General features: G+C 67.1%; 13 protein-coding genes. 7 read left to right on the top strand and 6 right to left on the bottom strand.

Features of this window, described 5'->3' with window-relative positions:
• Nucleotides 1–39 precede the first annotated feature (39 nt).
• Nucleotides 40–732, top strand: coding sequence for a phosphoribosyltransferase (locus B1964_RS10975; RefSeq protein ID WP_014360095.1), 693 nt, complete (start codon nt 40–42; stop codon nt 730–732).
• Here B1964_RS10975 and B1964_RS10970 read toward each other — a convergent pair.
• Nucleotides 698–1,186 carry an SRPBCC domain-containing protein gene (locus B1964_RS10970; RefSeq protein ID WP_006372999.1) on the bottom strand — a complete coding sequence of 163 codons (489 nt, stop codon included), beginning with the start codon at nt 1,184–1,186 and terminating at the stop codon, nt 698–700. The genes B1964_RS10975 and B1964_RS10970 overlap by 35 nt on opposite strands.
• A 3-nt stretch (nt 1,187–1,189) precedes the next feature.
• Entirely contained in the window at nt 1,190–1,570 is a 381-nt protein-coding gene (locus B1964_RS10965; RefSeq protein ID WP_020171281.1) for a metalloregulator ArsR/SmtB family transcription factor, read from the bottom strand.
• Between the two features lie 173 nt (nt 1,571–1,743).
• Here B1964_RS10965 and B1964_RS10960 point away from each other — a divergent pair, with 173 nt between their 5' ends.
• Nucleotides 1,744–2,811 (top strand): YihY/virulence factor BrkB family protein, encoded by a 1,068-nt coding sequence (locus B1964_RS10960; RefSeq protein WP_014360092.1) that lies wholly within the window; start codon nt 1,744–1,746, stop codon nt 2,809–2,811.
• Nucleotides 2,812–2,843: 32 nt separating this feature from the next.
• Here the strand turns inward: B1964_RS10960 and B1964_RS10955 are convergent, their stop codons facing one another.
• Both B1964_RS10955 and B1964_RS10950 read right to left on the bottom strand, forming a co-directional pair.
• Nucleotides 2,844–4,193 (bottom strand): FAD-dependent oxidoreductase, encoded by a 1,350-nt coding sequence (locus tag B1964_RS10955; RefSeq protein WP_020171282.1) that lies wholly within the window; start codon nt 4,191–4,193, stop codon nt 2,844–2,846.
• Nucleotides 4,194–4,261: 68 nt separating this feature from the next.
• Nucleotides 4,262–5,053: a hydroxymethylpyrimidine/phosphomethylpyrimidine kinase gene (locus tag B1964_RS10950; RefSeq protein ID WP_020171283.1), complete on the bottom strand. Its 792-nt coding sequence runs from the start codon at nt 5,051–5,053 to the stop codon at nt 4,262–4,264.
• Between the two features lie 151 nt (nt 5,054–5,204).
• On the opposite strand from B1964_RS10950, the gene B1964_RS10945 reads away from it, so the two are divergent.
• Nucleotides 5,205–6,056, top strand: coding sequence for a 3-hydroxybutyryl-CoA dehydrogenase (locus B1964_RS10945; RefSeq protein WP_014360089.1), 852 nt, complete (start codon nt 5,205–5,207; stop codon nt 6,054–6,056).
• A gap of 27 nt (nt 6,057–6,083) precedes the next feature.
• On the opposite strand, the gene fadD5 is transcribed toward B1964_RS10945, so the two are convergent.
• Nucleotides 6,084–7,688 carry a fatty-acid--CoA ligase FadD5 gene (gene fadD5 / locus B1964_RS10940; protein WP_079929750.1) on the bottom strand — a complete coding sequence of 535 codons (1,605 nt, stop codon included), beginning with the start codon at nt 7,686–7,688 and terminating at the stop codon, nt 6,084–6,086.
• A gap of 282 nt (nt 7,689–7,970) precedes the next feature.
• Between fadD5 and B1964_RS10930 the strand changes: the two genes are divergently transcribed.
• The gene (locus tag B1964_RS10930; protein WP_172398811.1) at nt 7,971–9,164 is read left to right on the top strand and encodes a methyltransferase domain-containing protein; all 1,194 of its coding nucleotides are present in this window, start codon (nt 7,971–7,973) and stop codon (nt 9,162–9,164) included.
• Entirely contained in the window at nt 9,151–10,182 is a 1,032-nt protein-coding gene (locus B1964_RS10925; protein WP_253193954.1) for a polysaccharide deacetylase family protein, read from the top strand. Before B1964_RS10930 ends, B1964_RS10925 begins: the two co-directional genes overlap by 14 nt.
• Before the next feature lie 21 nt (nt 10,183–10,203).
• Here the strand turns inward: B1964_RS10925 and B1964_RS10920 are convergent, their stop codons facing one another.
• Complete coding sequence (locus B1964_RS10920; RefSeq protein WP_079929747.1) at nt 10,204–11,283, bottom strand: NADH:flavin oxidoreductase; 1,080 nt, start codon at nt 11,281–11,283, stop codon at nt 10,204–10,206.
• 115 nt (nt 11,284–11,398) lie between these two features.
• Here B1964_RS10920 and B1964_RS10915 point away from each other — a divergent pair, with 115 nt between their 5' ends.
• Nucleotides 11,399–11,614, top strand: a complete 216-nt coding sequence (locus B1964_RS10915; RefSeq protein ID WP_079929746.1) for a dodecin — start codon at nt 11,399–11,401, stop codon at nt 11,612–11,614.
• Between the two features lie 16 nt (nt 11,615–11,630).
• Entirely contained in the window at nt 11,631–12,731 is a 1,101-nt protein-coding gene (locus B1964_RS10910; RefSeq protein WP_079929745.1) for an NAD(P)/FAD-dependent oxidoreductase, read from the top strand.

The following is a 12,731-nucleotide window of genomic DNA, read 5'->3' as shown; positions in this document are numbered from 1 at the left end:
TTTCGGCCGGTTCGACGGACGCCGGGGCGCTGCGGGTGGATGCTGGGGACGATGACATCCGCCCGCCCGTACCGTGACCGCACCGACGCCGGCCGCCGCTTGTGCGCGTCGCTGTCACACCTGCGCGGGCGCACCGGTCTCGTGGTGTTGGCACTGCCGCGCGGAGGGGTCCCCGTCGGGCTTCCGGTGGCCGCCGACCTCGGGTGTCCGTTCGACATCTGCCTGGTCCGCAAACTGGGGGTTCCCGGACAACCCGAGCTGGCCGCCGGCGCGATCGCCGCCGATTCGACGATCGTCACCAACGACGAGATCATCGCGCGCACCCACACCACCTCGCGCGATCTCGATGCGGTGATCGCCAAGGAGACAAAAGAACTCGGCCGCCGAGAGCGCGTCTATCGCGGGGGTGCGCCCATGGTGGACGTGGCGGGCAGGACGGTCGTGCTCGTCGACGACGGCGTCGCCACCGGCGCAACGATGCGCGCCGCCCTGAGCACGCTGCGCCGCCAGGGCGCGGCCGAGCTGATCGTCGCCGTCCCGGTCGGCCCCGAAGGTGTCGCCCGCGACTTCCCCGAGGCCGATGTCGTGATCTGTCCGATGACCCCACAGCACTTTCGCGGTGTGGGCGGCGCTTACGACGATTTCGCCCAACTCACCGACGAGCAGGTGTGCGCGATGCTCGATGCGACGCGTCCCACTACTTGGCGACGAGGAAATCGTCGATCTGATTGATCGCCCCCGAAGCCCCTTCGACGACGCCCATGTCGAGGACCTTCTGCAACGCCTCGGCGGTCTCGTATGTGCTCAGGAAGGTCGCCACGGTACGACCGTCCTTCTCGGCGAAGCTGTACTCGTTGACCGAGACCGGCAACGAGTCCACCGGGGTGAAGTCCTCGTCGGCGAATCCGTCGCGGAAGGTGAATCCGTGCGGTTCGTCGAGGGAATCGATGATCCAGTAACCGGCGTACTTCTCCCCCTCCGGTCCGGTCATGAAATACGTGACCCGTCCGCCGGGCGTGAAATCGTGGTCGACGAAGGTGGCCGGATGGCTCGGCGGACCCCAGATACGTTCCAGCTGACGGGGATCGGCGTAGATCTGCCAGATCCGCGACGGTGGGGCGGCGAACTCCGCGGTGATGGTCAGTGTTCGGGAATCGAGGTCGTGGGTGACGTCGGTGACGGGCATGGGTCAATCCTCCTGGTGTCGAACAACTTCGGTGTCATTGGTGTGTACTTCTCTGTCCGCGGTGTCGGCGATGAGGTCATCGATCCGCCCGATCCGGCCGCGCCAGATCTGTTCGAGGTCGGTCAGCATCGTCGCCACCGAGCGCACCGCGTGCACGTCACCGGTGGCCAATTGCTCGCGACCGTGGCGTCGCTTGGTCAGCAGCCCCGCTCGTTCGAGCACGGCAACGTGCTTTTGCACTGCGGCGAAACTCATGTCGTAGTTCGCCGCGAGCGCCGAGACCGAGTGTTCGCCGGCGAGTACCCGTCGCATGATGTCGCGGCGGGTGCGGTCGGCCAAGGCGTGGAACATCGCATCGGCGCGGTCCTCGTCGTCCTCGATCACTCCTTCAATATACAACCAGTTGGTTGTATGTTGTCAATACGTGGCGACCGTGCTCGGGGCCTGACGGGCCAACACGCCGTCGTTCGCCCGTCCTCCGTCGCCGTTGCCGTGCCGTCGGTGATGATCGTGGGCGAAGTGATGAGAGCCGGAACAGTCGAGCGAGGTGGAGTGCGATGTCGTTGAGCGCCGGTATCGACCGTTTCCAGCGTCGCCATCCGCTGAGCGGCTATCCCCTCGCGGTGGCGTACAAGTTCTTCGACGATCAGGGTGGCTACCTCGCGGCACTGCTCGCCTACTACGGTTTCATCTCGCTGTTTCCGCTGCTGTTGCTGTTGACGACCGTGCTGGAGTTCGTTCTGCGCGACAATCCCGAACTGCGGGAGCGAATCGTGGACTCGGCGATGTCGCAGATCCCGGTGATCGGTTCCGAGCTCGGTCAGCCGGGGCAGCTCAGCGGAGGGACGGTCGCGGTGACGATCGGTGTGGTCGGCGCCCTCTACGGTGGGCTGGGCGTCGCCGTGGCCATTCAGAACGCGATGAACGTCGTGTGGGCGGTGCCACGCAACGACCGTCCCGATCCGATCCGCGTGCGTTTGCGCGGAATGCTGCTGCTGTCGACGGTGGGAACCGCGATCATCGGGTTGACCGTGGTCAACGGCGCGATCGCGGCCGTCGATCTCGGCACCACGGGGAAATGGCTGTCGATCGCGGGATCACTGGTGTTGACCGCGGTCCTGTTCGTGGTGGCTTTCCGCATCGGTACGGTGCGTGAGCTCGGTGTCCGAGACGTGCTGCCCGGCGCGATCGCCGCCGCGATCGGATGGCAGGCTCTGCAGAGCTTCGGCAGCATCTACGTCCAACATGTCATCGCCAACGCGAGTGCGACGACAGGTGTGTTCGCCGTGGTGCTGGGTCTGCTCGCCTTTCTCTACATCGCGGCGATTCTCGTCGTGTTCTGCCTCGAGGCCAACGCCGTGCGGGTCGACAAGCTCTATCCCCGCTCGATGCTCACCCCCTTCACCGACAACGTGGTGCTCACCTCCGGCGACAAGGCGGCCTACGTGGCACAAGCCAAGGCGCAGCGGCACAAAGGTTTTCAGGAGATCCAGGTGCGATTCGACAAACGCTCCGCCGACAGCCGATCCGGTGACGAGGAATCCCCCGACGACCAAGCCGGCAGCGATCGATCGGGCAGCGACGGATCGGGCGGCGACGGATCGGGAAGCGACCCCGACAGCTGACAGTGCACCGACCGATCCGCGCGCGGGGCGGGTCAGTGCGATCCGGCGAGTTCGAGAATCACATCCACTGCGCGGGCGGCGCTTTGGCATGCGCCCTCCATGGTCGTCGTCCAATCGGTGCGCGTCCAGTCCCCCGCCAACGCCAGACCGCGCACCGACGTGCGTTGATCGGGCCGGATGTCGGCGGTCCCGGGCCGTTGGGCGAACGTCGATTTCGGCATCCGCACCACGTGCCCGAGGATCAGTTCGGCGCGCCGGGCGCCCGGGTAGTAACGCCGCAGCATCTGCATCTGGAGGTCGGTGATGTCGGCATTGGACTTGCCGATGAGATCGTAGGCTGCCGAGACGGTGGTCGAATACAGATAGCCGCGCGCCGCATCCCGACCGTGCATCCGTTGGCGATCCCACACCTGTTCGAGGACGCCCTCGCCACCGAGCAGGATCTCACCCCAATCGTCCATGCCGATGGGGCGATCCAGGTAGAGGTTGACGCTGACGATGGGCACTGGCGTCAAATGCCGGCTCGCCGAATGGATCTCGTCGTGACCGGGCATTTGATCGAGCAGGCTGCCGATACTCCACACCGGGACCGCGCAGATGACCGCGTCCGCCGAGAGGAACTCGCCATCGGTGAGCGTGACCCCGGTGACGGCCTCGTCGACGATCTCGACCGTCCGGACCACCGCGCGATGGCGGACCTCGACGCCGGCATCGCCGAAGACCTTCTGTGCACCGGTGACGAACAGGGTGTCGAGATCCACCGTCGGATAACCGATGGAGATCGGCGTCCGGGTTTCCCGCGCCCTGCGGATACCGGTCACCAGGAGGTCGGCGGGCACCTTGGCCGAGGAGATGTCCGGCTTGTCGCCGGTCAGACCGATGACGATGCCGTCCCACGACGCCTCTCGCGCAGACGTGGGCATCCGCAGTCGGCGGAACCATTCGTCGGCGGTGATCTGATCGAGCCACTCGGGTTGGCGCAGCGCCTGCCGGATCAGCAGCGCTTGCGCACGCGCGGTCCGGAGCCGGTCGAGTCCGCGCACGCCCGGCAGATCACCCAGTGCCGCACGCAGCCCAGCGATCCCGCCGAAGGCCGAGCGGCGCGTCGCGCCACCGGGCATCCGGATCGTCATGTGGCCGGGAAAGGCCACGTGCTGACGGGTGCCGACGCTGTCGAGGTAGCGCATCAGATGCTCATAGCCACTGGCGAAGACGTGCTGACCGTTGTCCGGGACGTCGTCGACCGCGGCGACCGGCATCGAGATCGTTCGTCCGCCCAGCGATCCCCGGCGTTCGAGCAGGGTCACCCGGTGTCCGGCCTCACTCAGCCACACCGACGACGCCAGTCCCGCCAATCCGCCACCGATCACCACACAATGCATGCGATGAGACTAATCGGCCGATCCGTTCCATGGGAGGAATCGGAGATTCGGGGTCACCGGCCGGCCGACTAGAGCCGTGGACAGACCGCGTCGAACGGGGCGGTCGAGGAGATCCGGGTTTCGATCCCGGCGTGAGTGAACTCCTTGGCGGTGTGAATCGCGTCGAGAACGTCTGCGCCCTTGGCCAATTCGGCCGTGGTCGCCGCGGCGAAGACGCAGCCGGCACCTGACACCCGCTCCTCGCCGACCTTGGGCGCGCGCAGCACGGTGATCTCCGAACCGTCGTAGACCACATCGACGGCGTCGTCGCCGGGTAGACCCACGCCACCCTTGACGATGACCACCGCCGGACCCTGATCGGCGATCCGCCGGGCCGCCTCGGCGAGATCCTCGACGTCGGCGAGTTCGTCCATCCCGGCCAGTGTCGCTGCCTCGAACAGGTTGGGGGTCACGACGGTGGCCAGCGGCAGGATGTGTTCCCGTAGCGCGTTGTCGGTGTCGAGGGCGGCTCCGGGTTCTTGACCCTTGCAGATCAGGACCGGGTCGACAACGACGTGTCGCCAGGGTCGGGCCCGCAAGCCCTCGGCGACGGTGGTGATCGTCTCCGGGGTGCCCAACATCCCGATCTTGACGACCTCGGGCTCATGAGCAATGGTCGCCGCCTCGATCTGGTCGGCGATGACCGGTGCGGCGATCGGCACGAAGCGGTGTCCCCATCCGGCTTTCGGATCGAAGGAGACGATGCACGTGATGGTCCCGACGCCGTAGGTGCCGAGCTGGGTGAATGTGCGCAGATCTGCCTGCAATCCCGCGCCCCCGGTTGCCTCGGAACCTGCGATGACGTACGACACGGTGGCCACGGTGCACTCTCCCTCTGCTCGATTCCTCCGGCGGTGCCTCCCCCAGCTTGCCAGCGCCCGCCACACGACGCATGAAGCAGGGTGCCCGTTGCGCCGGCGCGCATCGCACTACGCTTGGCGTCGGTTCACTACTGCCTACGTGGAGGTTTTCATGACACAGCTCGGAGTGGTCGGCGGCGGCACCATGGGTGCGGGGATCGCGGAGGTCGCGATTCGCGCCGGCGATGACGTACTCGTACTCGAGCGCGACGACACCGCCGCCGATGCGGCACGCGCCCGCATCGAGAAGTCTCTGGGCCGTGGCGTCAGCAAGGGCAAGATCTCCGAGGACGATGCCACCGCGGCACTGTCCCGACTGACCCTGACGACCACCGTCGGCGATTTCGCGGATCGTGAGCTGGTGATCGAAGCGCTTCCCGAGGTCGAGTCGCTCAAGGTCGGCTTCTTCGCCGAACTCGACAAGGTCACCGCGCCCGAGGCGATCCTGGCCACCAACACCTCGTCGATCCCCATCATCCGGATCGCCAAGGACGTCGCCGACCCCTCGCGCGTGGTGGGCGTCCACTTCTTCAATCCGGTTCCGGTGATGCCCCTGGTCGAGATCATCTCGAGTCTCGCGAGCTCACCGCAGGCCATCGAGACCGTCACCGTCTACGCCCGCGATCACCTGGGCAAGCGCACGATCGCGGCCGGTGATCGCGGCGGCTTCGTCGTCAACGCCCTGCTGATCCCGTACCTGGTGAGCGCCATCCGCATGTACGAGAGCGGCTACGCCTCCAAGGAGGACATCGACGCCGGCATGGTCAACGGCTGCGCTCACCCGATGGGCCCGCTGACGCTGAGCGACACCGTCGGTCTCGACGTCGTTCTCGACGTGGCCGAATCGCTCTATCAGGAGTTCCGCGAGCCGCACCTCGCGCCGCCGCCGCTGCTCTCGCGCATGGTCGAGGCCGGCTATCTCGGCAAGAAGAGCGGCAAGGGCTTCTACGACTACGCCGGCTGACCACCCGCTCGCCGGAGGAGCCGGTGGTCAGTGCAGGCCGGTGTCCTTGCTGCCGTAGGCCTCACGCAGGCGCGGTTTGACGACCTTGCCGCCGGCGTTGCGCGGTAGTTCGTCAACGATGACGAGGTCCTTGGGCTGCTTGAAGCGGGCCAGGTTCTCGTTCAGATAGGGCTCGAGCTCGTCGAGGGTGAGGTCGTCGGCGCCCTCGGCGAGCACGACGACGGCCACCGGGACCTCGCCCCACTTCTCGTGGGCGCGGCCGATGACGGCGGCCTCGGCGATCTTCTCATGGCCGTAGAGCACGTTCTCCACCTCCGCGCAGTACACGTTCTCACCGCCGGAGATGATCATGTCCTTGGCCCGGTCGACGACAAAGAGGAAGCCGTCCTCGTCCTGACGGACGAGGTCTCCGGAGTGAAACCAGCCGCCGCGGAAGGCATCCGCGGTTGCCTGCGGGTTCTGCCAGTACCCCTTCATCAGATTGGGTCCGCGGTAGACGATCTCGCCGACCTCGCCGGGGGCGACGTCGTTCATCATCGGATCGACGATCCGGGCGGTCACCGCGGGCACCACCTTGCCGATCGACCCGATCTTGCGCAGCGCGTCCTTGCCCTCGAGGACGCACGTGACCGGCGACATCTCGGTCTGCCCGAAAGCCGTCATGTTCAGCGCCTGCGGGAACGACTCGTTCATCGCGTTGAGCACCGTGTCCGAAGCGGGTGCAGCACCCCAACTGATGGTGCGCAACTTGAGGTTTCGCGGCCGTACACGTTGGGCGGCACACACCGCCTGCCACTGGGCCGGCACCATGAAGACCGACGTCGTGCCCTCCCGTTCGAGGGTGTCGAGCATGTCGTCGGGGTCGAACGCGCCGAGCGGGTGGATCACGGCGGGAACTCCCCGGTAGAACACCGGCGCGAACGCGGCGATGCCGGCGATGTGGAAGATGGGTGGGACCACCGAGGCGACGTCGGCGTCGGAATGGTCCTGGGCCGCGGCGATCGTTGTCACTGCCTGCGCCTGCAGGTTCTGATGGGTCAGCATGGCGCCCTTGGGTTTTCCGGTGGTTCCCGAGGTGTACATGATCAGTGCCACGGTGTCCTCGGGCACATCGATCTCGGGGAGATCGGCGGAGTCCTCGGCGATCAGGTCGGCATAGTCGAGGTGGTCGGGAACCTCGCTGCCGCCGACGACGATCGTGTGATCGATGCCGCCGGTGGAGGCGGCGGCCGCCTGGGTCAGCGGCGCGAGCAGGGTTTCGGTGACGATCACCCGTGCGCCACTGTCGGTGATGAGGTACCCCACCTCGGCGGGGCTCATCCGGATGTTGACCGGCACCGGAATCGCGCCGATCAGGTTGGCGCCCAACACCGCCTCGACGTACTCGGTGCGATTGAGCAGTGCCATCAGTACGCGGTCGCCGAAGCCGACGCCACGCCGGGCCAGCGCCGCACCGAAGGCCCGGGAACGCTCATCGAGTTGCCGCCAGGTGGTGGTTTGGCCCAGGAACCGCAGCGCCGGGCGGTCGGGGGTCATGAAGGCGTGCCTGCGGACCTGGTTGTTCCAATGGTTGCGGCGCGAACGCAGGGGCTCGGTCGTCAGGTCATTGGTCGGTTCGGTGGTCGCGGTCATACGCACTCTCCCTGTGATCATGGGTGCGCACGTCCACGCCAACTCCGCGTGCGCCCCGGTCGCGCTTGGTGTTCCCCATCACACAGTAGAGCGCGGCACGGATGCCGCGGGAGCGTTCGCTCGGCTTGGTGCCGACGACGGGTGTTTCGTCCGATCCCGGGCCCGACGCCACCACCGCGTGGTTCACAGGATACCCTAACCTAACTCACAGGGCGGGTGGTTCGGTGTGGCATGTCCGCCACGACGCGGCTCCGCCCCGACACCCATGGAACGGACACGGAGATGGTGCAGCAGACCACCAGGACGTCGATGGCGCGTGCGGTACTCGGCGAGGACAATTATCGACGTGCCATCCGGGTGCTCAACGAGCGCCGGCAACGCCCGCGGGTCGGCCGTGTGCGCTTCGGTGATCTGCGCCGAACCCAACCGATCTGTCGCGAATACGGTTCGGCGCGTGGACGTCCCGTCGACCGGTACTACATCGAGAATTTCCTGGCCGAGCACGGACGGCTGATCACGGGATCTGTTCTCGAGATCGGCGAACGCACCTATACCGAGCGCTTCGGCCAGGGCGTCACCCGGTCGGACATGCTCCACGTCTCCGACGGCGCCGACGCGACGTACGTCGCCGACCTCACCGACGCGCCCCAGGTGCCGAGCAACACCTACGACTGCATCATCCTCACCCAGACCCTGCAGATGATCTTCGATCTGCGTGCGACGGTGCGCACCCTGTACCGACTTCTCGCACCGGGTGGCGTGCTGCTGTGCACGGCACCGGGCATCAGTCAGGTCGCCGACCCGGTGTGGAACTCGACGTGGTACTGGTCTTTCACCCGACTGTCGATGCAACGACTGTTCGACACGGCGTTCCCGCCGGGCAACGTCGATGCGCGGGCGCACGGAAATGTCTTGTCGGCCACCGCATTTCTGCAAGGTTTGGCGCAGGACGAGCTGCGTTGCTCCGAGCTCGATGTGGTCGACCCCGAGTATCCGGTGATCCTCACCGTCGCCGCCCGTAAGGGGGATCTCGATCAGCGGCATCGCCCGGCAATCGACGCACCGGCCGGGTCAGTGCTGGACCTGACCGACCCGCGGTACGGCTCGATCGCCGAGTTCCTCGGTACCACCGGCGGGGCCTCACCGGTCGCCGACTGGGGTGCACTCACCGTGCATGAGCTCGAGGATCGCACCATCCCGGCCTACTCGATCGTGCTCCCCCATGTACTCGAGCACACCTGGGCCTGGCGCCGCATCCTGCGCAACGCTGTTGCCCGCACCGGCGGCCGGTTGACCGTGATGCTATCGGTTCCACTGGGCGACAGCGAGTTACGGCTGGACAACGAACAACTCGTACCCACCCTGCAACTCCCGCGGGAGGAATTCCTCGCCCACTTCGACGGCATGACGGTCCGCACCGAGACCGTCGAGACCGACACCGGTGGCAGCGAGACCTGGTTTCATGTCGAGAAGTAGGGCCGTTCTCGGGGCGCTGCGCTCGCGGGTTCGGCGGCTCCGTCCGCGGGGCGGCATCCTGATGTATCACTGCGTCTGCGTGCAGCGGTGCGACCCATGGGCGATCTGCGTGTCCCCCAAGGCCTTTGCCGATCACATGGAGGTCCTCGCGGCCGCCCGCGCGGCGGTCGGGCTCGATGCCTTCGCCGACGACCGCGCCTACACAACCGACGGTGCACACCTCGCGGTGACCTTCGACGACGGATACGCCGACAACCTCACCGCGGCCCTGCCGATCCTCGAGCGGTTCGAGATCCCGGCGACGATCTTCGTGGTCGGCAACGCCGTCGGCCGGACGCGCGAGTTCTGGTGGGATGCTGTGCAACGCGCCATCCTCGACCCGCCCGCGCTACCCGCGGAACTGCGGTGGACCTTCGGTGACGCCCCCCGGCGCTTCATCGTCGACGACACACCGGACGACGCAGCACGACTCGAGGGGTGGCGGGCCGACGCCGCACCACCGGTGACCGCACGACAGACCCTGTTCCGCACATTGTGGGACGCGATCGTGCTTCTCGAGCCCGCAGCACAGGACGATGCGGTGGACGCTCTCCTGCAGTGGTCCGAGGCGCCGGTGCAGCCACCGGTCGCCGCCCGCCTGCCCGTCACCGCCGACCAACTCGCCGAACTCGCCGCCCACCCCCTGATCAACCTCGGCAGCCACACCCTCGACCACGTCTCGCTCACCGACGCCGACCCGTCCCGTCAGCACGCACAGATCACCGGCGGCCACCGGATGGTGGAGGAACTGCGTGGCGGCCCGGCGGACCACTTCGCCTACCCGTTCGGCCGACTCGACGCGAGCGCGCGGGATATCGTGCGCGACAGTGGGATCGACGTCGGCTGTACGAGCGTGTCATTGCCCGCGACCGTGGGCGACGACCGGCATGCCCTCCCCCGTCTGCACGCCACCGAGATGGACGGCGACGAATTCGCCCGATGGCTTCACGACGACCACCATCTGCTCAGGAATCGGTAGACCGCAGCTACCGGATGACGACTACCGGATGACGAAGTCGTCCCAGCGATCGGCGAGGTAATCGACGAATCGCGGACCCACCGATTCCGCCGTCAGGTGATCGACGTGCACCGGCGTCGACACCGCGCGGTAGTCGGCGTCGGCGATGGCCCGGCGCGCAAAATCGTGATGCAGGATGCCGCCGGTACCGATCAGGACGAAATCGGCTCCACGGGAGAGGCATTCGCGTGCGCCGGCGGCGTCGAGGATCTTGCCGGCCACGCCGAGTCGGGTGGAACCCCGGTCGAGGTCGGTGAAGTGGTCGATCAGTCGACGATCCTGATGGTGGGGCTCGTAGGGGTGTTTGAATGCGTTCCACAGCGACATGTCGAGGTAGTCGAGGGTGCCCTCGGCGAGCACCTCACCGGCAAGCGCTCGCGACTCGTCGAGGACGATCCCGTAGCGCTCGGGCGAGAGCCGCAGTCCGAGTTGGAAATCCGGGCCGGTGGCCGCGCGGATTCCGTCGAGGATCTCGTGGATGATCCGGAATCGGTTCGACGCGCTGCCGCCGTACCGATCGGTCCGCTCATTGTGGCGGGAGTCGAGGAACTGTGCGAGGAGATAGCCATGTGCGCCATGGATTTCGGCGCCATCGAAGCCGGCGCGCTCGGCGCGGATCGCTGCGGAGACGAAGTCGCGGACGATCCGCTCGACACCGTCGGTCGACAGCGCGGAGGCGCCCTTCTCGGAATCGTCCCAGGGCGCGACAGCCGGCAGTCCCGACAGCGACGGGTCCGCGCGCCGCCCTCCGTGTTGTAACTGAATCGATGCCACCGCGCCGGCGTCGGAGATCGCCGCGGCCAGCCGGGTCAGCCCGGGCAGGTGGGCGTCGTCGGAGACCCCGAGCTGGCCGGGAAACGATTGCCCGTCACGGCTGACGTAGGCGGCGCACGTCATGACCATCGCGAATCCGCCGTCGGCTCGCCGCACCAGCCAGCGGAACTCGTCGTCGGACAGGGTTCCGTCGTCGTTGCTCTGCAGATTGGTCAGTGGCGCCAACCCGACCCGGTTGTTCCATGACGGGCCATGGGTGAAGCTCAGCGGACTGCTGAGGTCGGTCATCAGTACATCCTTTGCGGGCGTCGGCGCGGTCAGCAGAACCCTACCCGCAACACGGAATCGCCCCGGATCGGCCGAGTCCGGTCACCGCGACACCCAGCCGTGCCAGAATCGGGCCATGAGTGAGCACACATACCGCGTCGTCGAAGTTGTCGGTTCCTCGTCGGAGGGTTCGGACGCGGCGATCGCCAACGCCATCGCCCGGGTGTCGCAGACGACCCGCAACGTCGAATGGTTCGAGGTCGTCGGCCCCCGCGGGCACGTCGTCGACGGCGCGATCGCGCACACGCAGGTGACGCTGAAGGTCGGTTTCCGCATCGACGACGCCGACTGAGTTCGGCAACGCATCGGTGACCGAACAGATCGACTGCGCGGTCATCGGCGCGGGGGTCGTGGGACTGGCGGTGGCCCGCCGCCTCGCCCTCGCAGGTCGCAACATGGTGGTCTTCGAGGCCGAGGATTCGATTGGGACACAGACCAGTTCGCGAAACTCCGAGGTCATCCACGCCGGCATCTACTACCCCACCGGAACCCGCAAGGCCCGGTTGTGTGTGGCCGGTCGCGATGCGCTCTACCGTTACTGCCGGGATCGGGGCGTGGCCCATGAGCGGCTCGGCAAGCTGATCGTGGCGACCACTGCGGACCAGGAGCCGGCGCTACAGCGGATCGCCGCGCAGGCGCACGCCAACGGTGTCACCGACCTGCGTCGCGTCGACGGCTCCGAACTCGCCGATCTCGAGCCGGCCCTTCACGCGAGCGCCGGTCTGCTCTCGCCGTCCACCGGGATCATCGACGTGCACGGCCTCATGCGGGCGTTGCGTATCGACGCCGAGCAGGCCGGGACAGTGGTGGTGGTCCGTAGCCCGGTGCTCGCCGGATCGGTCGGCGCCGACGGCTCGCTGTCGCTGGACATCGACGGATCCGGCGACGTGCGTTGCCATGCGGTCGTGAATTGCGCGGGGCTGCGCGCGTGGGACGTCGCCGCATCACTGACCGGGTTCGCACAGGAGTTCCTGCCGGCCAAATACCTCGCCAAGGGCAACTACTACTCGCTGGCGCACGGGTCGGTGCCGTTCAGCAGACTCATCTACCCGGTTCCGGTGGACGGCGGTCTCGGCGTACATCTCACGCTCGATCTCGGTGGCCGTGCCCGGTTCGGGCCCGACGTCGAATGGGTCGATGAGGTCGACTATCGCGTCGATGGGACGCGGGTCGGTGAGTTCGAGAGCGCGATTCGCCGTTACTGGCCCGGACTCCCCGACGGTGCACTGCAACCGGACTACTGCGGCATCAGACCCAAGGTCACCGGCCCCGGGCACGCGGCCGGTGATTTCGTGTTCCAGACCGCCGCCGACCACGGAGTGCCCGGCCTGATCAACCTGTTCGGAATCGAATCACCGGGCCTGACCTCGTGTTTGGCGATCGCCGACGAGGTCGCCACGATGCTCTGA

Origin of the sequence: Gordonia sp. i37 (assembly GCF_002043085.1) — a bacterium.
Taxonomy (GTDB): Bacteria; Actinomycetota; Actinomycetes; order Mycobacteriales; family Mycobacteriaceae; genus Gordonia; species Gordonia polyisoprenivorans.
The sequence above is the reverse complement of the archived record's forward strand: the minus strand, read 5'-3'. Positions and strand labels throughout refer to the sequence as shown.